We start from the raw sequence: 24,118 nt of genomic DNA, 5'->3' as shown, positions 1-24,118 counted from the left end.
TGCCGCGAACAATGCCAATAATAACGCCAATGGCCGTGTACCGTCTGGCCGCACTGTTAACGGTAAACCCCTGTCTGGCGACATTGCATTAAATTCTGCCGATGTCGGGGCCTACAGCAAAGGCGAAACAGACAAGCACGTCAATGACGCCAAGGCACTGGCAAATGCAGCGCAGACTGCCGCGAACAATGCCAATAATAACGCCAATGGCCGTGTACCGTCTGGCCGCACTGTTAACGGTAAACCCCTGTCTGGCGACATTGCATTAAATTCTGCCGATGTCGGGGCTTACAGCAAGGGTGAGACATACAGCAGAGGCGAAGTCGATAGTCGTGTAAATGATATCCGAAACGTCGCCAACACCGCACAAACCGCCGCGAACAACGCTAATAATAATGCCAACGGCCGTGTTCCGGCTGGTCGTAAAGTAAATGGCAAACCGTTGTCGAGCGATATCGCATTAAGCGCTACCGATGTTGGGGCCTACAGCAAGGGCGAGACAGACAAGCATGTCAATGATGCTAAGGCACTGGCAAATGCGGCGCAGACTGCCGCTAATAATGCCAATAATAACGCCAATGGCCGCGTACCCTCCGGTCGCACCGTCAACGGTAAACCGTTGGCAGGCGATATTGCATTAAATGCCGCCGATGTCGGGGCTTACAGCAAGGGGGAAACATACAGCCGTGGCGAAATCGATAGTCGTGTAACGGATGTCAGGAACGTTGCCAATGCAGCACAAGCTACCGCCAACAACGCTAATAATAACGCCAATGGCCGCGTGCCCTCCGGCCGTAAGGTGAATGGTAAATCGTTGACAGGGGATATTGCACTGAATGCCGCCGATATCGGTGCGTACAGCAAAGGGGAAACGTACAGTCGGGGGGAAACTGATAGCCGTGTAACGGATGTCAGGAACGTCGCCAATAATGCACAAGCCGCCGCTAACAACGCTAATAATAACGCCAGCAACCGTCTCGAAAAATCACAGAACGGAGCTGACATTCCAAATAAAGAAGCCTTTATTAATAACCTTGGTTTAGCAGAAGCCCGTAACCGGGCACTGGATGCCGTCCCCGGCGGGCGTACCGTCAACGGCAAACCGCTGACCGGCAATGTCTGGCTGGGTGCCGCCGATGTCGGCGCGTACAGCAAAGGCGAAACCTACAGTCGCGGTGAAGTCGATGCCCGTGTTAATGACGTCAGGAACGTTGCTAATAATGTTAACAAGTTAGTTGTGAATACTGTAGGGGGAATGAGATTATCAGAAACGCGAGTACACAATAAAGGAAGTGATAGGATCGGGCCTGATGGTAAATACAGTTGGCGAGTACGTAACAGAGACGCAATTGATGATAGTGGTAGATTGAAAGGGGAAGTGCTTTTAAATGTCTATTTTAGAGGTGGTCTGTATGGCAATGATGCGTGGGAGAAAAAGAGATTTGCAGCAATTCAATATTTCATGAACGGTCAGTGGGTTAATATCGCAGATGATGGACATACACCAACCGCATGGGATATTGAAAGACGTGAAGTTCGTGGTGGTGGTGATGGTCGGTAGTGAACAAAATATTTAATCATGATAAATAGTTTTTACTATTTAAAATTATGAAAAATATAACATTGGATATCCAAATATTTGTAATGAGATTTATTAATGCTAAAAATGAAAAATTTCAAAGAATATAAACCGGATAATATTAAATTCGGTAATAATGTGATTTACCTGATTTCCGATGATGGTCAAGATTGGTATGAATGTCAGAAAAAATATCGGGAAGATACGCTAAAAGTAGAATATTACTCGGACGGAACGATAGTGAGAACATCAAAAGATGTTTCGCGTTTGTGTCCCTATAATGCCAGTGTGCTGGAGACTGAATTTAATGAAGATTTTGATATCAGTCAGTATCATGTTGTCAATGATGAGTTAGTTAAAAAAAGTGAAGAAATTTTATTAAAAGAAGCTCAGTTAGACGCTGAAAAATTTAAAAAATCATTAATTTCAGATGCGCAGAAGAATATGCAACTATTGCAAACCAAATTGCTAATGGGGCGAATTTCTGAAACTGAGCGAAAAAAATTAAATCAGTGGTTGGATTATGTAGAAGCGGTTGAGGTTTTGGATATATCAGCTGTATCTGATATTCAATGGCCTGAGCATCCCTAATAAAACAGGGCATAATGCCCTGTTTTAGATATATTCAATATATAATTAATATTTTTTGATTGTTTGTTACAAGTCTATAATATATACATCTAATGGTCGATTACCTGATGGGGTTCCTATACCAACAGGTACAGATAATGTCTTCCCATCCGAATGGATTTTACATAGAAAAGCTTCTGGTAATGTTATCCAAATTTCTGGAACAGGAGGAATTAACATTCCCTGACAATAAGAATTGTCACGATTATTATACTTCCAAGCATATCCATGAAAAAATAAATACTTACCTAGGCAATTTTCACTGAATGTCATAATGTAACATTCCTTCTCCATTGACCACCGAAAACTGTCAGAATGAATAGTACCAATTTTTCTCCAACCCGGAACTCTGCTTTTTGCAACGTTCCTGACGTCATTAACACGGGCATCGACTTCACCGCGACTGTAGGTTTCGCCTTTGCTGTACGCGCCGACATCGGCGGCACCCAGCCAGACATTGCCGGTCAGCGGTTTGCCGTTGACGGTGCGCCCGCCGGGGACGGCGTTCAGGGCTTTGTGACGGGTTTCCGCTAAACCAAGGTTTTATAGAAAATTATTAACTTCGTTTTTTGACGCTAATTCACAGGCATATTTCAAAATAAACAAAAAAAAGCTGATTATTTTTTGTTTTTATTATTGATCGCAATGAGCAATAAATAATCAAATATTGATTTAATGTGAATAAACACCCGCAAGAATGTAATTTAACCTTTTTATACGGGAATTATCTGAAATGAATAACGGGAATAGAGAGAAAAGAAGCAAGCAAAAAAGCCAATGGACAAGATTGGCTTTCGTGCCCGTGTCCCTGATGAAAACAGGACTCGCTTAACGCAATAAAGGTTCTAACGTGACCACAACATTTTTCCAGTTAACAACAAACCAAGCGAAAGTTAACAGAAAGAAACGCCGCCAGCTTATCCGTTATTTTTAACCAAATCAATTAAATATTACCGCATCATGTCATTATCAAAAGTTAATAATTTATTTATCATGAAAAAACGCACCGAATATAAAAAAACACCCTCAACATTAAAGTCATATTCATAAAAACAGTGAGTTGTATCTTATTAAAATAATGCTCACTTTATATTTAACGCTAATTACCAAAACCATTCGTAACCCACTAAAAAATTAGCGATTCTCAATTTAAATCCCAAAGAAAAGGTTTGTTATTCTGCCGCCATCATATTTCCAATAGGGGAGCGTGCTAAGTGCAACCAGAAACAGAGGCTTTAGCACTGGCAATGGCCTTTTCTGTGTTCAGTGGCATTGGCGTCTATCTGCAAGGCGTGCGTGAAAAACGTATTTCCGGTGATGTTATGGATTTGCTGACGGAGCTGATCATGTCAGTGAGTGCCGGACTCGTCGCGTATTTTCTCGCACTGCATCAACAATGGGATGAACCGCTGATGTTCATTGCCGTCATCGGGGCCAGCAATAACGGACAAGAGCTGCTGACTGGCATTAAAAATAAATTAGTTCAACTATTTGATCACACATTCGGGAGTAAAAAATGATGTTATCGCCGTCGGTCATTACAACGGCTGCACTGACTTTGGCTGTGATTGACCGGATCGTCTTTCAACGCAAACAAGTCATTATCCTCAATCTGGGCGAGGCCATTGATCGCGGTCGCGCCATTGCGTTTCCGGTGATGTTTAAGAACAAAGTGAATCACTTAAAAGGGGCGTTAATCGAATATTGGCTGCGAGACACCAATAACCCCACCACGGTGATCAATGGCAAACCCCGTACCTTAGACATTTCCAAAAAAGGCGTGAATGAAGAATACCTGCTGATCGATAAAAAATACCTCACCTCTGGCGCGTGGGAACTCCACGTTCGTATCACACACGGTAACTGTCGCTGGAATCCGTTGTATCGCCTTTTCCCTGTCCAAAGCCAGCGACAAAAATCGTGTTTAATCCAATTAGGAGAGCAATCATGGCTCTAAATATGATGTCCCAGAATGGGAAAAAATATACCGTCCTTGACTACGACCAGCTGAATGAGAAAGGATTAAAAAAACTGACGACCGCCCTTGCCAGCGCGGATTGTCGCATCGTCAAACTGGAAGGCGCAGACACCGCCCGAAAGAAAGACGGTATTCCGACAAAAATCTTTTCCCTGCACACCGAAGACGGGCAGGAAATGGCGATTCAGGTCAACAATACCGGCGACATTTCCGCCGTGAAATTAAACGGAAAAGTGATCCCGTTCACCTCCCCCAGCAACCTCCCCGATCTCACCCGCCAGATAGCCGCCGCCTTCAAAGCCGCAGCACCGGCCTTCGCCAGTTCATTAGCCAAAAAGTTAGCCAATGCAAACCGGGACGACGCCAAGAAAAGCCGAACACCGGCAGTGAAATCCAACGCGCAACGCTTGCAGGAAGCCAAAGACAAGGCCAGCAACATGGAAGCGGACATTACCACGTTAAATAACACCCTGTCCCAGCGCCAAGACACCCTGTCAAAAGCCGAGTCCGCATTAGAAAGCACCCGTACTGCGCTGAATTCAGAGCAAGCCACGACCCGACAACTTAAAGAAGAAATTGCCCACCTGGAGGAAGCGCTATGATCGCTGACTATTCGGTTAAAAATGCCCTTCGTGTTATCGATAAAATTGATTTCATGCTCAGTACGCCGACAGAAAACCAGTTCAATGCGCTTTTCCAAGGCAGCGGGGCAGACTTAATGCTGGAAAGCGTGTCGCTGGATGAAATCGAGCACGGTTATTTAGGGCAGGAGTGCATCGCCAGTGATACCGCCATGTTCGAGAGCATTACCACTACCCGAATGCGTTTATCCCAGACCATGCGCGCGTTTATCCGCAAACTGAATCAGGGCTTGTCAGGCACCGGTATTACGGCGGGAACCAACGATAACGGCGATACCGAGGGCGGAATGCCCGCGATTGGCGGGGCTGAAATTGGTCGTGTCCGTCGCGTCGGCACGATCCCGGTGATGGCGGCGAAAATCCCCCTGTCAGACGGCCAAAGCGTTTCCATCATTTTCCACAGCCCCACCAGCGGCAACGGACGCATTCAGAATGAGGATGTGCTCACCGCCTTTCGTTTTTTGCTGAACAAACGGGATGTGTCTCACGTCGTCGCACCAATGAACGGCCGGGATATTTCACTGCCTCAAGTGTGCCAGTCCCTGTCAAACCTGATCGAACGCAATTCCGCTAAGTTTCAGCGACAGGTAGCCAACGCCGCGAAGATAAAAGCGGATATTGATGCAGAATTAGCGCGTACTGATGCACTGGAACAGCAAAAAGTGGCCCTGATTGAAAAAGGGGATCAGTTACAGCAAGGCACCGAAACAAAAAACGCTGAACTGACTAAACTCCAGACCCGTTTGAATCGACAGATTGAGATCAACGACACCTTACGCCGTCAGCTGGCCCAATTGCAAAGCCAAGCGGCGCAGAAACAGACGCCAACAGAGACCGGCTCCACCAGCACCCCAACCCACGAGACGGAAAACGAAACCCGCGAAGTAGACAAAGCCGCGTCCGAGGCGATCACATTCCTGACATCCCTCCTGCATCTTGAGAGTAACAACATCCAAGAGCTGGCAGCAATCCGGACGCAAACCCGCGCCGCCATTGCTGCCCTGAATGCCGCCACAGTTTACGACGAAAATTCAGGACTGGTCACTGATGCGGTGAACCATCTGTCAGGGCTGCTGGCGGCGATAGCCAAATCCGCAATGGCAGGGGGGCAGTAACATGAATTTATCCCCGCTTGAGATATTAGACCTTCAGGATCAGCTGTCGGACTTGTTAGGCCAGCTGGTGACGGCTGACCCGTTAACCCAGCTGGATATTCAGGATGAAATCACCGCTATCATGGCGAAGTTAGGCTATGGCGTATCTCCCGTGCCTGCGACACCCGCAGATGAGACATTCCCCGATCCGACACAGACCACGCCAGAGATCCCCCGGATTGTGACGGACTATCTGTCCGGTCAGTTCGTGAAACAAAATACCGATGAATTTATTGCCACCCTTGAACAGCTTGAACCCTACGTGACGACTTTCATCACCATGCCGCAAGTGTGCGACGGGGCAAATAGCTGGTGGGAAAAAACCGGCAAGCAGTTAGCGGCCTGATAACACCATGAGAGAGAGCCACCCACACCAAACCATTTGAGGAAGGGATACCCATGACACACGCAACAGCCCCAGTTCAGCCACCGAGCATGTCGGAGGCAAATGCCGTTAACCATGCCGAGTATGGCCGCGTATCCTACGTGAACACCCTTAACGGGGATAAGGTCAGAACCGCCTTTCACATCGTGGAAGCCGCAGACCTCATCATTTCCCATCATCTGGATGGCCGGATCAACACCGCGTACCCACAGGCACTACAACCACGGGATCGGACGCGCTTCGCCAGTCAACTACAGGTGAACACGATTGCAAAAAATTTACGGCCCGAACAGCTGGCGGATTCAGTGTTATCCGGTGAGGGTGCGCCCATCACTGGCCGTGACCATATTGTTGAGTCCGGCAACGGCCGCAGTATGGGGATCGTCAAAGCGTATGCCAGCGGGAATGCAGACGCTTATAAAAATTACCTGCTTGAGAATGCTAATACATACGGCTTAAACCGTACCCTGATTGCAGACATGGCACGTCCCGTGCTGATCCGCGTTCGCCTCGATGCAGTGGATCGCGCCCAGTTCGCCAAAGACAGCAACGGGCCGGACACTCAGAACACGGATAAAGACAGATTGACCGGATTCTTTGAAAGTGTCCCCACCGGACATATCGGCGTTTTCAGTCAGGCCAAATCGATTGGTGAATTGATCCGAAACATCCGGGGCTTCACCGAGCGCAACAGCGGTACGCTGGGTAAATGGGTTGGTCAGCAGCTCAAAGGAATGATTGCAGGGCGTGTGCCCGTCAATACCGGTCTTCAGGCTATCAAATCTGTGATCGGAAAATCGAAAACGGAATTTCAGAGCAATATCCCTCACATGGAGTTGTTTAGCATCGGTATTGCGGATGCCTTTCACGTCAAAAACATGTATGCGTTTGGGGAAGATTTCATCAAAAAGGTCGTTTTTGATAGCAAGGGCTTTGATATCAAAGCTCATCTTTCGGCTTATCAGTCTGCCAATACCCCGATTGAACGCTATGAATCCGCGAATGCGTTGTACAACGCAATAGAACCTTTCTTGGAGAAGAAACAAAAACGTGTCTTTTGTGGCTGGGTAAGCAGTGCAAGGATAGAGGTTTTATCGGACGCTGATGATTTTCCTGCATTGTTGCCCCTTTACCGGGATGCAAACACCCGCCCTAATGAATTAACCCTCTCGCCAGATGCAGCGAAATCCGCCCACGAACAAATCATCGCGACAGGTCAGGCTTTTATGCCGAATTTTGATAAAGCGCTTGATGCTGAACGGACTGCTATCAAAAACATAGCCATGTCCCAAGAATTCAAAGCACAATTGGCAGGAACGGGTTTATATGATCGCGGTATTGACCGTATCATCACTGCCCTGAAAAATTCGCGCATGAAGTATGGAAGCTGCAACGGCGATGGGTATCAGCAAGTGTTGAACACCGTCTATGGGGGAATGCGTGATGAGATATCGAAATTAATTAACCCCTTGCTTGAGTCAACCCGCCTGCGTCTCAATCAGGCTGTGATCCGGTTAACTGAACTGAGTCCGACAACAAATGCCGAGGCGGAAACGTGGATTGCAGGTATTAAAATCTCAAAGACCCTGATCAATCGTTATGACGCAAACTATGGGCTGGGGGCATTCAACGCTGACCTGAGTTGGGCTTATCGATTGGCGGGCGGCCGCATTTCGACGTTAAAAGAGATCAAGCTGAAAAGTTCTGGCCGGTCATTTGCCAGCCGCTCAGGGACTATCGCACTGAATCCCCAGTCACGAAGGGCAACGTTTGCTCATGAGCTGGGACATCACTTTGAATATTCGAACCCAAAGCTATTGGAAGTCGTTAAAGTCTTTCTGGAAAATCATAAACTGGATGATGGTAGGCCGCCACTGATACGATTGAGTGATGCTACGGGGAACGATGGGTATCGGAAAGATGAAATTGCCGTTCGTGATAGTCTGTCTTCACCCTACATTGGCAAAGTTTATGGTCGTAACGGTAAGGTTGAAAGCATTGACTCTTCAGAAGTGTTATCAAGTGCGTTTGAATATCTCTTTGACAAAAATAATGGTGCAGCATCGATGCTGAACAATGACGGGTTAATTGAGTTTGCGATAGGCGCAATAAAAGGAGTTTACGATGAGATTTATTAAATTTTCCAAAGATGATATTTCAGTGAAAATCACCTTTGAGACGGATGTTTTTGATGAGATGAGTGCTTACACAGTAGAAGGAAGTTGGGACAAATTCCGGTTGTTGGTGGAAATCAACAGTCTGGTGTCTTCTTTGCCTGCTCACTCAGGATTGGCAAATTGTTCAGCAGGGCAGGCCAGTCCGGAAGATATTTATTCCGCACTAAATGTCATGGGATTTAATCTCGATCTACCGCTTGAATGGGAAGAACACTTGGAGGAAATCGCACGGGAAGAAGAACAGGCTGAGCATTTCGGCGTGTGTTTTTAACCGAAGTGCTGGATTAACGCATCAAAAATAAAAAGGGCGATTAACGCCCTTTTTAACCCACATGAGAGTAGCCACCCAATAGGTAACTGATATTCAGAATATTAACGCATCATTATCTGTGGTGGAAGGTATGACAATAGAAAATATCAGGCAAGAAGACACCCCAAAATGGATCGAAGAAGGATACAAATATATTGGGGTACATGAAATTAAAGGTGATCACCATCATCCCCATATTTTGCAATGGTGGAAAGAGATTAAGCGCGGCGGCATTCGGGATGATGAAACGCCGTGGTGTGCGGCTTATGTTGGGGCCATGTTCGAGCGAGTGGGTATCCGATCCAGCCGATTTGAATCAGCAAAATCCTATCTTGCGTGGGGAATACCCTTAAAAGCGCCTTATTATGGCTGTGTAGCCGTTTTTACCCGTCAGGGAGGGGGGCACGTAGGCTTTGTGGTTGGCGTGGCTGAGAACGGCGATTTGATGATTTTAGGCGGCAATCAGTCCGATGAAGTGAATATTCGATCTTTCCCGCGATCCAGAGTGTCGGGTTATCGCTGGCCTGTGGGTGAACCTATTAGCTGTGGATTGCTTTCTGTCATGATCGCTAATAGATCAGAAAGTGAAGTGTAATTCTCACTTCATGTTTTGTAATTACGTAACATCTAATAAGGTTGCGTAATTATTTTTATAAAAAATAAAATGAACATTTATTAATCTAATTTAATTAGTAAAGTTTAAGATCTGTATAAAGGATAACAAAGGCTAAAAACAGGTTAGACATAAAATAAATACATCTAATTAATTGTATTTATTTATTTATTTATGTTTTTATCGTGCAGCATACCTACATATTACCGTGCAGTATACCTACATATTACCGTGCAGCATACCTACATATAGCATGAATTTATACATTTTAATCCACAGATTTTCTGATTTCATCCACATTTTATGTTGAGAATGAAGTATCCGTGCAGCATACCTACATATTTTGATTTCGATTATGTGCGAAATTTTTATTTCGGACTCTATGCGGTAACAATTTCCATATGTTTATGGAACCGTGCAGCATACCTACATATCTCTATTTGGTTTATTTTTATACCGTGCAGTATACCTACATATTACCGTGCAGCATACCTACATACTAAATTGCACTTATCCACATATTATGTGGATAAGTTTCAGGCTTTATTGAGTCACCATTGGAAAATCGTGTCATTTTGACTAGATTTATTGAGTCTATTTTCGCTTATACGTCTTGTTAACCGTGCAACGTTCCTACATATCGTGATACATACTAGCTCAGGTATTTAAGCTGAATTAATATCTTTGATTTTGTTGGAAGTTACTTTTAATTCGGTTTGCTTTTTGCGCTTGTTGGATGCCATTACTTGTTTTACAAACTCTTCGTGTGGCCTAATTGTATAACGAACATCAATTACCTTTCGACCTTCTAAGAGTTGGTTGGTATCGTAATCTTTGATGACCTCTTGCTTTATTAGTACATCAAGAGCATTTTTCATGGCTCTTACGTTCTCAGGCATCCGTGGGCTTAATTCACGGGGGCTTTGACTTAAAAAGCTAATTAATGATGGCGTATAAGGGGAATCTACATGTGCTTGAGTCCAGTAGTGACTCATACGTTTATAGATATATCGAGCTAAGGGGGAACGAATTTGCATTCCTATTTTATAATTGTACTGGCGAAATGACAAATTCATGATTGATTCATTCACTAAAATATGAAATTGGACATAGCATTTAGCATTGCCTCCTTTCTTCCTGAATTCACCTCTAGTAGTCAAACCCACCATAGGAAAGAAACTGGAACTCATGAATGCCTCACCATCACTGCTTATACATTCGAGAGTTGCACCACGGCAAATTTGAATTGCTTCTTTAATTTCAGTTAGGCTGTATGTATGCCCCATTTTTGACAGCTCTTTCTTGAGTTCGTACAGGGTGAACATTACACCTGCTTTCCCCTCAATAATGTGTCCGTTACCATTTACAGCTAGTTTTCTAAGAGCATCTTCAAGAATTTCTTCCCGTTGTCCAGCATAGATCAGTACAGTGCGACCATCATCCTTCTCTATAATTGCTGGTTTGATTTTTATAGTGAACTGTTGTCCTCGGATGTTGCATTCTCTAGTAACAATAGCGTTAGAAAGATCTTCGTGTATTCGTTGATCCCAAATATATTTGGGTAGAGCATCATAAAGTTCGATGGTGTTGGAGTAATCGTCTTTCTTAACTGGAGATTCTAATATTTCAAAAAGGCTCATCTGTACAGATGTGGTTACGTTGAGTGTTTCTATATCCTTATCTTTGTTTTTTCTAGCCATATCTGTACCTTTTAGATGCTCTAAATTAGTCGAATATTAAAAATTAACTATCGTAAACGCTCACTAGCCAAGTTATAAACATCACTACGTTCACGTTTTCCTACGGCAACTACTACAATTATCAGCTGCCCGTCTATGACTTGATAAACCAAGCGAAAGCCAGATGTTCGGAGTTTGATCTTATAACAATCTGGCATACTTCGTAGTTTTGCGGATGGAATACGTGGGTTTTCGCAGCATTTTTTCAGTTTCTTAGCGAACTGTTTCTGAATCGTTTGATCTAGCTTATTCCATTCTTTTAGCGCATCTTCCCTGAATTTTATCTTATAGCTCACAGATAGTTATCCAAATCAAAATCAATTAACGGTTGGTTTTCGCGCTCTTTTACTAATCTGGTAAGTTCTTGATCATCAATCAAATCAAGCATCATTTCATAGAGTTCAGCGGGTATACAATAAAATGCGGGTTGATTTCGATTCAGAATAGCGACTGGATGACCGGCACCCGCATTCACTGTAGCCATTGGGTTTTTCTTTAGTTCGCTAATACTTGCGGTAGTATCACTCAAAATTTGGTTTGGCATAAACCCCTCACAATAAGACCAGTTAATAAGTCTTATCTTAGTTCTTTTAAGACCTGTTAACAAGTCTCTTTTTGGTGAGTGAAATACGTATTCATGATATTACGCACGGTACTTAGTGGATCAAATCCTCTTTCTTTTGCCGCTGCAAGGCGTGATTCCGTTTCCTGCCTCGCTTGTTCCGCTTCTTGGTCAATCCGGTGACGATAGGAAACACTTACCCCAGTGTGATTGCTGGTGGATCGTGATTGAGAACGGCATGATAAAAACGTTTGACGTTTAACTAGATTAGTTAGTTTTTCCCGTAATGCACTGCGTTCGGCATGTTTGATATTCTCACTTTCTGCATGGTCGAGCGCTTTCGTTTTTGCTCGTTCGGCTAAAACGGTTTGACTTGTTTTTATATTGACAGAAGATTGTTCCGGTTTAACCGGCATACTCTTTTGTTTTTCTTCTTGGTCTAAAGTTCTTACTTTTCTTTGTCGCTCATTTTGATCGGGGGTGCCCTGTGCATTTTGATCGGGGGGGAGGGGGGATAACAGCGACTTAAATTTGTCCTGAAAGACGTCACCAATGCAGCGGATAATTTTTCGAATATCCTTACGTACAAACCCTTTTATTGCTTGTATACAATCAAGGGCAACACTCAGAAATGAATCTGTAAATTTGTATTCTGTGGCTTGTTGACCGGCGTCAGGATCAAACACATAGGTTTTCGTTAAGATCCCTGCGGATACCGCTTTATTCAGGTTACGGCGGACTGTCGCAATGGAAGTCCCGCACTCCATGCTCAGGTTGCGTTTCGTTTTGTAGATCTTGTATTCGGATGTCGATGAAGCGACGCCGGAGACAACCGATAAAATTTGTTTGGCCGGACGGGAAAGAATTTCAATCGGTAAATAATTGATAACCAGGTTCAGGCCATAGCCCGAAATCTGCCCGTTTTTCTTGATGTATGGGTTGCGTGAGTTTATACTGTCCTTAGTAACTTGCATATTTTGTTTCCGATAAAATATTCATGGGTTTTCTTGCTGCAAACAAGAAAGCATCACCTTAAAGGTGAAAAGAAGAGCGTCAGCGTAGTGAGCTGGCGCTTTTTTTTGCCTATCTATTTTTTACTGGCTTTTAATACAGTGTTGTGATAGGCAAAGCCTGCAACGCGGGGCGATCCTACACGCGATCTCATGATTAAATCAATATAGAAATAATTTAATAGTTAGATTATTTTTATTTTTTGGTTTTATTTTATTGTTTTTAATGTTTTTTTTAATTTTTTATTTGTTTTTTATTTAGAATCTAATTTCTAGATCATTGTAAAATACTAACGAAATGTTGACATGAACCTTTGGAAAGGATTATTTTAATAAAGCAGTAGTCAATCCTACTGTCGAGATTGGAGCCTCGAAGATCATTGTAGAGACACAGACGCGTCCGCGTCTTTTTTGTGTCAGTGCCTTTGCGTACCAAAATTATGGTGGGCGGGACGGAGCAGCCGAAAGGCTGGCCGGGTTCTACAATGTCCGGTAGCTCCAAACTCCGTTCAGCTCACCGCCAATTCAGAGATTGGAGCCTCTATGGTGGTGATGTCTTTACCATTGTAGAGAATTTTCCATCATGATTAATCGTCATTGCACACATCTGCGCCCAAAGTCCTATAAATTTCTTTTTTGTGCCCAACCGCGTACTGTCAGGATATCTTGTCCAGAGCGAGTCAGTGTTATCGCGGCATCATTGGATGATGCCCGACGTATCATTGCACCGCACTATATTGCGGCCTATGCGGGGCACGTTCCTATCTGGCACGATGCTTAATCCTGCCTGAAAGAAGAAAGCCCAAAAAACCTCGGTAAAGTTGGTTTTTTGGGCTTTTGTACAAAACGGATGGAAATATCTTGAATTGGCTCATTCAGTGTATGAGCAAAATCGATAAGATCAAGTTTTGTCACAATAATATATAATTACCCACCAGTATCAGACGATTTAGCTAAATTTTGGCGGCTTTTCAGTCTTTAATGAAAAAATAGGGGTTTGGCTGAGTGAGGAAGCCGCGCGCTTATGTGGTGCGGGCTGATAGCCTGTCCGCTGGCCTAATGGCAGCCGGTCAAAATCCACCTGCCCGACAGATTCGAAAATGGCTTCCACCGTCTGTAAATCGCCTTCCGTTTCCATGCTTAACATCGCCTGTTTTTGTGCCGCAGACAGAAACACCGGCAATTTATCGATGGCGGATTGCAGGTAATGCTGACGCAGGGTTTCTTTGCGCTGGACGGCTTCCAGCATCGCCTCTTGCGACTGGATTTTCTGATTGAGTGCCAGGACATGACCGGATAGCATTAATAACTCACCTTCCGCAGTCTGAGCGCGGTTGACAGATTCGATCATCATGTCGCGTTCACGCATTTTTTCAAAATGCTCACAGAGGTCAATGGCGGCATTTTCGGTAAATCCGGCGTTCACGAAGACCTGAACAATATGGTTTTGTCGGACTGCAACCGATTCCGACATCATGATTTCACGGTCAAGGCTGATATAGTTAGGGGTCGTCACATAATCAAAGCCATAAAAACGGCGTACCACCGATTTCCACGGGCTGTCTGAGCCACCTGTTACCCAACTCCAGCCCCCGGCGCGTGAGCGATCCATCCCTTGAACGATGCGCCCGGTGTCCGTGTCTAAAATTTCCTGAGAGTGACTGACTATCCCGGCATCATCAATGCTGACCGCGACCGTGCGGTTAGAGGGCACGTTATCTAACGCCACCGGCTTACCCTCAACCATGATAATACTGGTTTCGGGCAATCGCAGCTCGCCGGTGCGCTTATAGTATTCCTCACGGCGACCGTGACCATAAAAGCCGAACAGTTCCCCTAATGCTATCCGCTCTTTCACTTCCTGGCTCTCCAGCGAGGCTTTAACAGAGCTGAGCACATAGTTTCGGGCGTTCTGGGGGGTATGTTTTCGAATGTTGTCAATCACCGAAAAACGGTCGGTGACGGTTAATAGCTTATTCATCTTTTTCCTTACACATTGGCATGAAGGTGATTTAATGGGTCATAAATTTAACAAGGGTTTTCAGTTCGTCATGGCTCATGGCGTCGATATCGAGTCCGGTTCTGGCTCCGGTGGCCGGGGCGGATTCCATCATGTCGTTGTCCGCTTTTTCGTCCGGCGTGGCGTTGAATTCTTTTATCATGGCCTGCGCGGTATCGGGATCAATCTCCATCGTGTCGGCTAAGGTGTACTGCATGAAGGTGTCCGAACCACTCATTTTCGGATTGTTAAGCAGGGCATCGACCACCGTCACGACTTGTGCGGAGTAGTTGGCGCGGCTATCCAGTTCGCGGTTGCGCTGCTCCTGAATGGCGGTATTCAGGGAATTAAAGGTGATCTGATAGGGACGGTCATGGGGCGGAAACACCTTGCCGTATTTGTAGGCACAGTGAATATCAATAATGCGATAGATGGCCTCGGTACACCCGTGTCGTATCCAGTCGCTGCGCTCGGCCGCGCTGCTTGAGGTTTGTTGCCAGCCCCCTTCCCCCAGTCCGCCACTCATCTGATCTGCCCAGCCCAGCATGGTGGCATCGATACCCAGTGCGGCGGCCAGCTGGCGCAAGTGAAACATGACATCTTCTATGCCGTTGATGTCGGCCGGGATGGTTTGAGTATCAATCACGATGCCGCCTTTCCCGTCACTCATCACGGGGATCACATGGTTCATGACGGTCGGCAGGGCGTTGCCGTTCATCATGCGGCGCTGGATTTCGACTGCGTTGCGTTTTAATCCCTGTGTCACGGCGCGGGTGTAACTGGCCGCCTGTACCGGATCAAGGGTATTGGTGGTTAAGGCAACCAGGCGGTCAACTTTGGCCGCATTGTTTCGGGTGGCTTTCAGCGCTTTCAGGGCATCACACAGATTCACAAAGGCTTCATAGGCGTGTTCAAGAAAACTGCTCCCGTAATTTTGGGTTTCTCTTAACGGTGATTCACCGATGGACGCCAGCAGGCTAAATCCCTTGCTGCCATAAATCATCGGTCGATGGTCATAACTGGGCACCCACGTTGGGAGTTTCATGGCGATGAGATCCCACGGTTGCGCCATGACGCGTTGATACGTCTCCGGATGCAGTAAAAACTCGCCGGTAAATCCGGCCAGCTGACCGCCGCGCACAAATTCCTGCACAAAATGGGGCAGGGTGTGGTAATCGCTTTCCAGCGCAATGATGCCTTTCCCTTTTTCCGCATAGGGGCGGATATAGGCCGTGCCAAACACCGTCATGATACGTGCCCAGTTGGGCAGGTTGGCATTGATTAACGTCCCCAGATCGCCTTGCAGGGCTTTACACTGCGCACTGAGGGCTTTATCCGCGATGTCTTTCGGCTCAATGGTAATGATGGATCGGGATTGTTTATCCATGCTCAGGGCATTGGCGATATGAATGTTCAGCGCTGCGGCCACGGTGGGCGATTTTGCCATCATGCTTAAAATGGCGTATCTGGACAGCCGTTCTTCCGGCAGTTGCGCACTGGCCTTGATCTCGTCACCGGTGGCGGTGAACACCTCGGTATCGTCCTGTTTATTGGGCGTGGGATAGAGCGCCATTCCCGAACGGGAAACGATAGCGCCATTGCTGCCTGCGATAGGGACGCCGTGCAAATCATCCTGCTCAGAATGTGCGGGCAGTAATTTGCGCAGAATGTCTATTGGTGACCACGACGTTTTGGATTTCACTGTTATTACCGCCAGTCATTAATTAAAGGTTTACTAGAATCGCCAATTCTAATAAACCTTTATTTACGGACGTGAACCTTGGGCGAGAAATTAACCTCTACACACAACGGCACCTCGTTGTTTCTGGGTGTGACCAGCATTGCTGAACTGATTAGCGTGATCCGTTCGGCCTCATTGACACGATCACCGGCTGTCTTTGGCGTGACCAAAACAGCGGGGGTCAGCCTGGAAAGAACCCGCAAACAGGCCAATGCCGATGCCATTGCGTTGCTGGATTCACTGCCACCGGATGTTGACGGCTACAAACTGACGGAAGCGCAGCGCCAGACGCTGGCGGGCTACACGGGGCAGGGGGGGATCGGCGGTTCGGAGTATGAGTATTATACCCCCCAGCATGTGGCGGCGGGCATGTGGGAGATGATGAAAGCCTATGGTGCCGATACCGGCAATATGCTGGAACCTTCAGCGGCCACCGGCGTTTTTCAGGAAACCAAACCCAAAGGCGTAATTTGTACCGCGACAGAAATCAGTGAGGTATCCGGTCGTATCAACCAGCTGTTGCACCCGGAAGATCAGGTGTCTGTTTCCCCATTTGAAAAACTGGCCGCCAATACCCCCGATGATTACTTTGATAGCTGCTTGGGTAACGTGCCCTTCGGGGCCAGCCGGGGGGGATTTGCCAATCTCGATCCGGCGTATGCCGACGTCAAAAACGTGGGCGTGTATTTTGTGCTGCGTATTCTGGACAAAATTAAGCCGAACGGACTGGCCTGTATTGTGGTGCCTTACGGGATGACCAGCGGCAAAACGTACACCAAATTACGGGAACAAGTTTCGCGTAAAGCCGAATTTCTGGGGGCGCACCGTCTGCCGTCAGGCACCTTTGAAGAGAACGGCACCGCCACCGCCGTGGATGTCTGGGTATTGAGAAAGCACCCCGTCGATCTGGCCGAAAAAATCCTGATGGCTGATGAGTCTGCGCTGAAATCCGCAAATGTGTTATGGGAAACGTATCTTGCCGGGAAATGGTTTGAGCGGGAAGGCCGGAAATTCCAACACGGCGAGTCCAGCATAGAAGGCAGCGGGAAATTTAAACGGCTGGTGGTGAAAAATGACCAGATCACTGCCAGCGAAATGAAGCGCAATCTGGCTCATAAGTTTGATTCCCGCATTGATTGGGACGCGCTGAACCTGATCGCGCCGGCATTCTCCCCGATGGCGGAGGGCGAAAAACGGTTTATCAACGGCCGCTGGTATCAGATGGAGTCGGGCCGTCTGGTATACGATGCGGGCGCAAAGACCACGAAACTGAATCCGGATCGTTACGGTGTCACCAGTTATAACGAGTTGTCGGATCGCCTTTCGACACCGGAAGGGTTACTGAGCCTTACGTTTGAGCAGGTGTCGGCGATTGCCACCGACTACCCTGAAACCCTGTCCCCCGAATACCGCAGTATTATCACCTTTTCCCGGACACAATCGCCTTCCGTGCGCGAAAAGACCTATCGCGGCTCTATCATTGGGAAACGCATTGCGGTGATGCAGGATCTGATCGCATCCGGTACAGCGGGCGAACAGCTGGAAACGGTGCGGACTCAGGTCGAACAGCTCATCAAAAGTGAGTTGGATCGGGGGGCGAATCCCCACAGTGGGCGGCGTGTCACGGTATCCGGTGCGGGGGCAGCAGACTGGCTCAAATTCAAGGCCAGTGTGACCAAAGACGGGCAGTTGTCTGATCTGATACAAGGAACGTTAGATGTCGGTGTTCAGGATGCGCACGACAGCACCGATCCGGAAGCGGTCATTCGTCACCTGTTTAACCAGATTGATTTAGATCCGGTGACGTTAGCTGAATTTCGTGCCCATTACACGGGGGCGTTACCGCCGGATGATGACGCATTGCTGGACTGGCTTGCCGGTAAAGACGGGGTAGCGATTTCCGCTGACGGTAACGTCTTACCGCTGGACAGAGCCACCAGCGGGGATATCGGGTTGATGAACCGCCAGATTCTGGCCGTTTTACCTCATACCCGTGAGGGGGCCGTGAAAGAAAATTATCTGCGTCAACTGGTGGAAATCAAAAATAAACGAAAATGGACGGCAGTCGATAACATCTCGTTTTCGTTAAATGCACGTTGGATGGATCGCCGCCTAATTCTGGAATTTTTACAGGAGCAAGGCTATGACGCGCTGAAGTACATTGAAAAAGTCGAGGTTGAGGACGGTCAGCTAGTGTCCGATCTGGCTTATCGCGGCAAACATGGGGTTTTCACGGGCTACCGTTATAAAACCGTGATAACCACAGACAAAGAAACCGGCGCAAAAACCCCCCAATACAAACGCGTCAGAGGCAAAGACGGGTTTGCTGACCAGCTGGAAAATTACCTCAACGGCATCAAGCCACGCGGACAGAACGAGGCCGTGTATCTGGAACGGATCAAACGACTGGAAGAGGATTTCAATGTCTGGATTAAACAGCATGATGAAGTCGATAATCTGGTTCAGCAGTACAACGATGCGTTCAATGCCTATATCCCGTATGAGCATTCGGCGGCCAGCCTGAATCTCAGTGGAATTTCAGGCAAACGCACGCCCTTCGGTTATCAGAATGCGGAAGTCAGACGGCTGTCAGAAGATGGCCGGGGCGTACTGGGCTTTGGGACGGGATTAGGGAAGACCACCACCGGTCTGGCTTTGGAAGCCTATAACTTCGAGAATGGCCGCAGCAAACGCACACCGATTGTGGTGCCGAAAGCGGTGCTGGAAAACTGGTATCATGAAGCCCAGTCGTTCTACAGCAAAGAAGCCTTAAAAGGCTTTCTGTTTGTCGGCCTCGATGAGCTGTTTGATGATGAGGGCAATCACCGTCTGGTGCCGGTACTGAATGAGAAAGGTCAGCCGGTGGTGGATAAGAAAACCGGTAAACAGCTTTACCGTAACGGTATCAAAATCGCCAGCAACGAAACCATTAAAGAGCGAATGAACCAGATCCCGCAATCGAACTATCGTGCGGTGGTCATGACCAAAGAGCAGTATGCGGCTATTCCGTTGAGGGAAGAGACGATCAGGGACAATGCCTATGATTTGCTTTTTGCTCATGCCGAAGCCGGTCGCGTCAATCTGGATGGGCAAAAACACAAGGATGCGCAAAAGAAAAACCGCATTCTCGCCGATGGCAGTAACACCGGCAGTCAGAAAAAGCAGGATTATCCCTATTTTGAAGATATGGGATTTGATAATGCGATCATTGACGAAGGTCATAACTATCGCAACAGTTATTCTGCCGGGCGCGAGGCATCGATGCTGGCCTATTTACCCACGTCGGCACTGGCTAAATCGGCCCGCGATATGGCGGTCAAAAATGCGTATCTGATGAAAAATAATAATGGCCGTGGTTCGGTCATGCTGACGGCCACGCCGCTGGTTAACAGTCCGATTGATGCCTTCAATATGCTGTCTCATGTTATCCCGATGGACGAATGGCAGCGCATGGGGATTTATACGCCGGACGACTTCGTGAAGGTGTTCGGCATGACCGAATCCGTGCAGGTGCAAAAAATATCGGGGGAGATTGAAACCAAATTAGGCTTGGTCGGCTTTCAGAATCTGGACGGATTACGCGGCCTCTTTCATCGATGGGCGACATTGAAAGATGCGAAGGATGTGTCCAACGAAGTCGCCATCCCAACGGTAGATCCCCGCACTGAATCGGTGCCGATGACGGCCTATCAGCAGGCCGTTTATGAAGAACTGCGCCAGCGGGCTGATGCGTTATCCAAAGGCAAAGAAGCAGGCAGCGAGGAAGAAGACAAGCCCGCTGATTCTATCTTTGCGATTATCCGGGATATGGACAGGGTATGTACCGATCCGGATTTATATAATCGCACCATCACCTTCCGCTTTGATCATGCTCACCTGAATGCTGTGAAAGCGTTGCGCGATGATTTGCCGCTCAGTGTCACCGAGACGGATGAAGATGAAGATGAAGACGAAACCCTCACGGCCAGTTCAGAGGCCATCGTGCGCTCAGAGGGGAAATTTGTTTCTCTGGTTGTCTCTGAACTCTATGAAAAGGACGTGATTAGTCGTTTATCCCTGTTTGGGTTGAATGAAGATGATATTACGCACCCTATTCCGCCAAAATACTCCAAGTTAATTGCTAACCTGAAAAAATGTATGGTGGGCGGCGGTAAGCAAATCATCTTTTCGGATGAAAAAACCCAGCATGAAAAACTGCGCCGCATCATTGCTCAGGCGCTAGGCATGAAGCGGGAAGAAATCGGTATTCTGAACGCCACGACGGTGACTCAGGCGGCAAAATCCAACACGAAAAAGCTGAAAAAGGTCAAACGTCCGGCCGAGCCGAGAGAAGACGCGACACCCGACCAGTTGGATAAATATTATACGCAAAAAGCGGCGTTCGATGAGTATGTGGCCGCCCAGAACGAAATTTCATTGGGGGGGATAGAAAAAATCGCCGCCGATTACAACGAAGGCCGAACCCCGATCATCATTTGTAATAAGAAGGCGGAAGTGGGGATTAACCTGCATATTGGCACGACAGCGATGCACCATTTAACGTTACCTTGGACACCCGCTTCACTGAATCAACGCAACGGGCGTGGGGCGCGCGTGGGTTCCAGTGCGGCCCGTGTGGAAGCGTATTACTATTGTGGGCAGGGGTCATTTGATGAGTTTCGTCTGGATACGCTGGAGCGCAAGGCCAACTGGATCAAGGAGATTCTGACATCGGATGCCGCAATCATGGCAAATGCCGATGCCAACAGTGCGGAGGAAATGCGCTTACTGTTAGCCGCCGATCCGGAAGAGCGTGAACGGGTTCGCCGTGAGCAAATCGAAAAAGCGGAAGCCCTCGCCAAGGCCAAGGCCAAACAACGCGCCGAGATTGATTTGGCTAATTATCTGAAGGCGAAACACGCCAGTAAAGGGGATTCTCAGTCGGTTGAAAAGACCATCAAGGATTATCAGGCAGAAATCGAGAAAGCAAAAACAGATCTGAAGGGGGAATATTATCAATCACCGGAATTGCAAAAACACCTCAGAGAAAAGATAGCCCAATATACGGATGCCATCGCCAAGCTGGAACGTATGTTAATTCGTATACGTAAATCAGAGAGTTTAATTAAACGATTACGGCCAGAGATTAAACACGCCATTGATGCCGGTTATCTGGATGTGGAGCCAGATATTCTGGAGCATGGGGCTGAATATTATATCGCTAAAGATAAGCGCGTGTTCCGCACGGGTCGGGTTTATCATTGCCGGATGCCATATCGTCATGGTTCTCTTTACTTTGCGCAGTTTTTGGTGCGGGTGAAGGCCATCAACATTGATACTGGTATCGCCACCGTCGATCAGTTATGGAGTGAGCGCAATGATGCTGAATTTAATAATGCTGTGCCTCTTAAAGTCACGTCTTTAAGAGCTGAAGCTGATTTTTCCGAAAGTGAGCTGGAATTAAAAATATGGATGTTTGGTGGGGTAAAGATAAGAGAGGTAGCATCACGCCTTAACCAACAGCAATTTTATGCTTACCTTAAATCTGGCGAATTAATCTTTAATGATTATGACGTGTTTTACCGAGGTAGTAAGGGCTTTGACGCCTTTAAGGTGTCGCAATTGCCTGTAAACTGGTTGAGCGAGAATGCGGATAAGATCGTTTATCCTGATTCCAACGATGATGTGTTGAAAACCAACGTGGCAGAGCATTACCGAAAGGCGTTCTCTGGTGCTGTGTCTAAAAATTTCTTAATCGCCTTGTTTGGTTCTGACTATAGAACAGCAATCGACAGTTATGGCGAAACGGCCAGCCCGTCATTGGTTACTGAACGGGTTGCTGAATATCTCTCCCGCAAAGTAGAAGAATATCGTAACAAAAACGCCAATCTGTCAGGCACAGGTCTATCTCAGGTATCGGCTTTTCTGATGAATGGTTATTACGATGCTGCGTTTTTTTTACAGCGAGAGCTGCCGAGTTATTCATTCCGTGCGCCTCCCCAGTACCGAAATAAGGCTGATTTTGAGAGGGAATTTACTCAGCAATGTCAGGTAATGGCAACGCGCATAAACGATACGGTGGCAGCTCAGGGCAAAGTGGAAGCGCATAACGCCTATCGGGTGTTTAAATCCGCGTTAAACGCGAATCTGGCAACCGTGGTAGAGCGTGTTCAAGGTTTTACGAGCTATCATGGTTTTGATGGTAATTACTTTCAATCTAGTGGGGTATTTACAACGGATTTCGCCAATCTTTTTGCTGATGCGGTTGCTTTGGGGTTTGTTGAAGAACATGACATTACGGAATCCCATTTCTTGGACGTTCAGCAACGTAAAGAACTGGTGGCGGCGATTGATAAGCATTACAACCGAGCACGTTATGAAGACGGATTATGGGATAACATCAAGGTTAAAGCGGGCCTGATTTCTCAGGAGGATGCTGATAAAGCCCACGCCGAAAAAGCCCAAATCGAAAAAGAAGCGCAAGAAATGCGAGCAGCGCAGTTGGAAAACAATCTTGTAGTGAAAACTAACAGCACTGCGATTAAGGGTGGCAAAGGCGCGAACCGCTATGACTATGCGCCTGATGGCTGTTACTGTTTTAATGATATGCGAGGCAAAGACGGCGCACTGTTTGCGGCAAAAGACGATCTGAAAGCGGATTTCAGCGCAAAATACTACAATGGCCGTAATCCGAGTGAGGAGCTGGCCGGTAGCTGGTGGCTGATTTCGAAAATCCATGCACTTGATGATATCCTATCGGTGATTCAACGGTATGAATAATGACGACTTTACTAGGAGCTGCGCCCTGCGAGGGCGCTTTAAAATCAATGACGACATTAATTGACACAATTCAGCCCTCAGAAGCCTATCTGGAAACCGTACTGGCCGAGGCTATCGGGACAAAAACAGAAAAAGAGTATGTTGCGTTCTATATTAAAAACCTGATTACCCGATTACAGGCAGAACCCCGGTTGTATCGTTCTTTTGGGGCGTGGTGGCCGAGTATGAAATCACTGATTATCGCCCAGGGAGAGAAGGCATTGGGGGTGCTAGTTGACACGGATGTGGCCGCGATTTACACCATGAGCCGCCCGGCGTTGATTGTGGTGGCAGCGCATCTCTATTCGTATGAGCGCTTTGAAAGGGGATTAATTTATTCAGCGGATCATCTGCTTGATGTGAATGATGACGCTGAGGATACGGAGCCGTATTGGTGGTTCAGCAACGATGAGGATGTGGAAGCATTGATCCTGTCTAGGGGGAGATGATGAATAACGTTCAGAAGACGGTTAAAAAAAGGCACTACACACGGGATGAGTTAGTGAGCCTTGCTGATAAGCGAGGGTATCTCCTGAATTTTAGTTATTCTCTGAAAGTATTTGAACTCAGGAATAAGAAACACCCCGATAACTGGGGTTGGATTATCCGGCCGTCGAATGGCGTTAAGGTGGGGCTGGTGAGGGAGTGCGAAATGCAGGAATGGGATGATATCCTAAATTATAATATAAAAAGATTAGAATCAATTTATAACAATGTTTAGTATCTATATGAAAAAGTTGTATATATTGTTTGATGTTTTTAAAAAAATGTTTAGAATCTAATTAATGAAAGGCGTTTGTAA

At 46.9% G+C, this 24,118-nt stretch carries 22 protein-coding genes and 1 pseudogene; 16 read left to right on the top strand and 7 right to left on the bottom strand.

All coding sequences use genetic code 11. The annotated features are described in order from the left end of the window. Both AACX38_RS01945 and AACX38_RS01940 read left to right on the top strand, forming a co-directional pair. A pseudogene (locus tag AACX38_RS01945) lies at positions 1 to 1,561 on the top strand (hypothetical protein); the annotation flags it as partial. A 96-nt stretch (positions 1,562 to 1,657) separates the two neighbouring features. Continuing rightward, positions 1,658 to 2,170: a tail fiber assembly protein gene (locus AACX38_RS01940; RefSeq protein WP_228863460.1), complete on the top strand. Its 513-nt coding sequence runs from the start codon at positions 1,658 to 1,660 to the stop codon at positions 2,168 to 2,170. A 66-nt stretch (positions 2,171 to 2,236) separates the two neighbouring features. Here AACX38_RS01940 and AACX38_RS01935 read toward each other — a convergent pair whose 3' ends face one another. Then, positions 2,237 to 2,482, bottom strand: coding sequence for a hypothetical protein (locus AACX38_RS01935; RefSeq protein ID WP_228863459.1), 246 nt, complete (start codon positions 2,480 to 2,482; stop codon positions 2,237 to 2,239). A gap of 42 nt (positions 2,483 to 2,524) precedes the next feature. On the opposite strand from AACX38_RS01935, the gene AACX38_RS01930 reads away from it, so the two are divergent. The 9 genes from AACX38_RS01930 (at position 2,525) to AACX38_RS01890 (ending at position 9,449) form a co-directional block, all read left to right on the top strand. Then, positions 2,525 to 2,743 carry a hypothetical protein gene (locus AACX38_RS01930; RefSeq protein ID WP_228863458.1) on the top strand — a complete coding sequence of 73 codons (219 nt, stop codon included), beginning with the start codon at positions 2,525 to 2,527 and terminating at the stop codon, positions 2,741 to 2,743. A gap of 680 nt (positions 2,744 to 3,423) precedes the next feature. Continuing rightward, the gene (locus AACX38_RS01925) at positions 3,424 to 3,729 is read left to right on the top strand and encodes a holin (protein WP_228863457.1); all 306 of its coding nucleotides are present in this window, start codon (positions 3,424 to 3,426) and stop codon (positions 3,727 to 3,729) included. Beyond that, the gene (locus AACX38_RS01920) at positions 3,726 to 4,166 is read left to right on the top strand and encodes a lysis protein (protein WP_228863456.1); all 441 of its coding nucleotides are present in this window, start codon (positions 3,726 to 3,728) and stop codon (positions 4,164 to 4,166) included. Before AACX38_RS01925 ends, AACX38_RS01920 begins: the two co-directional genes overlap by 4 nt. Then, entirely contained in the window at positions 4,157 to 4,789 is a 633-nt protein-coding gene (locus AACX38_RS01915) for a defense against restriction DarA-related protein (RefSeq protein ID WP_228863455.1), read from the top strand. The genes AACX38_RS01920 and AACX38_RS01915 overlap by 10 nt, the downstream gene beginning before the upstream one ends. Then, complete coding sequence (darA, locus tag AACX38_RS01910) at positions 4,786 to 5,943, top strand: antirestriction phage head protein DarA (RefSeq protein ID WP_228863454.1); 1,158 nt, start codon at positions 4,786 to 4,788, stop codon at positions 5,941 to 5,943. Before AACX38_RS01915 ends, darA begins: the two co-directional genes overlap by 4 nt. A gap of 1 nt (position 5,944) precedes the next feature. After that, positions 5,945 to 6,328 (top strand): hypothetical protein, encoded by a 384-nt coding sequence (locus AACX38_RS01905; RefSeq protein ID WP_228863453.1) that lies wholly within the window; start codon positions 5,945 to 5,947, stop codon positions 6,326 to 6,328. 53 nt (positions 6,329 to 6,381) lie between these two features. Beyond that, on the top strand, positions 6,382 to 8,505 hold the full coding sequence (locus AACX38_RS01900) for a hypothetical protein (protein WP_228863452.1): 2,124 nt from the start codon (positions 6,382 to 6,384) through the stop codon (positions 8,503 to 8,505). Next, complete coding sequence (locus AACX38_RS01895) at positions 8,492 to 8,815, top strand: hypothetical protein (protein WP_228863451.1); 324 nt, start codon at positions 8,492 to 8,494, stop codon at positions 8,813 to 8,815. Before AACX38_RS01900 ends, AACX38_RS01895 begins: the two co-directional genes overlap by 14 nt. 130 nt (positions 8,816 to 8,945) lie before the next feature. Next, the gene (locus tag AACX38_RS01890) at positions 8,946 to 9,449 is read left to right on the top strand and encodes a TIGR02594 family protein (protein ID WP_228863450.1); all 504 of its coding nucleotides are present in this window, start codon (positions 8,946 to 8,948) and stop codon (positions 9,447 to 9,449) included. 683 nt (positions 9,450 to 10,132) lie between these two features. Here AACX38_RS01890 and AACX38_RS01885 read toward each other — a convergent pair. The 4 genes from AACX38_RS01885 to AACX38_RS01870 are packed head-to-tail and all read right to left on the bottom strand — an operon-like array spanning position 10,133 to position 12,742. Then, the gene (locus AACX38_RS01885) at positions 10,133 to 11,167 is read right to left on the bottom strand and encodes a plasmid replication protein (RefSeq protein ID WP_228863449.1); all 1,035 of its coding nucleotides are present in this window, start codon (positions 11,165 to 11,167) and stop codon (positions 10,133 to 10,135) included. A gap of 47 nt (positions 11,168 to 11,214) precedes the next feature. After that, positions 11,215 to 11,502: a type II toxin-antitoxin system RelE family toxin gene (locus tag AACX38_RS01880; protein WP_228863448.1), complete on the bottom strand. Its 288-nt coding sequence runs from the start codon at positions 11,500 to 11,502 to the stop codon at positions 11,215 to 11,217. Next, positions 11,499 to 11,750, bottom strand: a complete 252-nt coding sequence (locus tag AACX38_RS01875; RefSeq protein ID WP_228863447.1) for a type II toxin-antitoxin system Phd/YefM family antitoxin — start codon at positions 11,748 to 11,750, stop codon at positions 11,499 to 11,501. Before AACX38_RS01875 ends, AACX38_RS01880 begins: the two co-directional genes overlap by 4 nt. 56 nt (positions 11,751 to 11,806) lie before the next feature. Then, on the bottom strand, positions 11,807 to 12,742 hold the full coding sequence (locus AACX38_RS01870; RefSeq protein WP_228863446.1) for a hypothetical protein: 936 nt from the start codon (positions 12,740 to 12,742) through the stop codon (positions 11,807 to 11,809). 461 nt (positions 12,743 to 13,203) lie between these two features. Between AACX38_RS01870 and AACX38_RS01865 the strand changes: the two genes are divergently transcribed. Both AACX38_RS01865 and AACX38_RS01860 read left to right on the top strand, forming a co-directional pair. Beyond that, positions 13,204 to 13,365, top strand: coding sequence for a hypothetical protein (locus tag AACX38_RS01865; protein WP_228863445.1), 162 nt, complete (start codon positions 13,204 to 13,206; stop codon positions 13,363 to 13,365). Further along, the gene (locus AACX38_RS01860; RefSeq protein ID WP_228863444.1) at positions 13,362 to 13,559 is read left to right on the top strand and encodes a host cell division inhibitor Icd-like protein; all 198 of its coding nucleotides are present in this window, start codon (positions 13,362 to 13,364) and stop codon (positions 13,557 to 13,559) included. The genes AACX38_RS01865 and AACX38_RS01860 overlap by 4 nt, the downstream gene beginning before the upstream one ends. A gap of 168 nt (positions 13,560 to 13,727) precedes the next feature. Here the strand turns inward: AACX38_RS01860 and AACX38_RS01855 are convergent, their stop codons facing one another. Together AACX38_RS01855 and AACX38_RS01850 are read right to left on the bottom strand one after the other, a co-directional pair. Beyond that, complete coding sequence (locus tag AACX38_RS01855; RefSeq protein ID WP_228863443.1) at positions 13,728 to 14,759, bottom strand: head processing protein; 1,032 nt, start codon at positions 14,757 to 14,759, stop codon at positions 13,728 to 13,730. Between the two features lie 31 nt (positions 14,760 to 14,790). Beyond that, entirely contained in the window at positions 14,791 to 16,479 is a 1,689-nt protein-coding gene (locus AACX38_RS01850) for a phage portal protein (protein WP_228863442.1), read from the bottom strand. Between the two features lie 78 nt (positions 16,480 to 16,557). On the opposite strand from AACX38_RS01850, the gene AACX38_RS01845 reads away from it, so the two are divergent. Genes AACX38_RS01845 through AACX38_RS01835 form a run of 3 tightly spaced genes read left to right on the top strand, consistent with a single transcriptional unit; the run spans position 16,558 to position 24,037 of the window. Next, positions 16,558 to 23,277 carry an SNF2-related protein gene (locus AACX38_RS01845; RefSeq protein ID WP_228863441.1) on the top strand — a complete coding sequence of 2,240 codons (6,720 nt, stop codon included), beginning with the start codon at positions 16,558 to 16,560 and terminating at the stop codon, positions 23,275 to 23,277. After that, positions 23,277 to 23,765 (top strand): olxA, encoded by a 489-nt coding sequence (locus tag AACX38_RS01840; RefSeq protein ID WP_339385648.1) that lies wholly within the window; start codon positions 23,277 to 23,279, stop codon positions 23,763 to 23,765. Before AACX38_RS01845 ends, AACX38_RS01840 begins: the two co-directional genes overlap by 1 nt. After that, entirely contained in the window at positions 23,765 to 24,037 is a 273-nt protein-coding gene (locus tag AACX38_RS01835) for a hypothetical protein (protein ID WP_228863440.1), read from the top strand. Before AACX38_RS01840 ends, AACX38_RS01835 begins: the two co-directional genes overlap by 1 nt. Positions 24,038 to 24,118: the final 81 nt, after the last annotated feature.

The organism is Xenorhabdus sp. PB30.3 (assembly GCF_963895965.1).
GTDB classification, from domain to species: Bacteria; Pseudomonadota; Gammaproteobacteria; order Enterobacterales; family Enterobacteriaceae; genus Xenorhabdus; species Xenorhabdus stockiae.
This window is presented reverse-complemented; position numbering and strand designations above follow the sequence as displayed.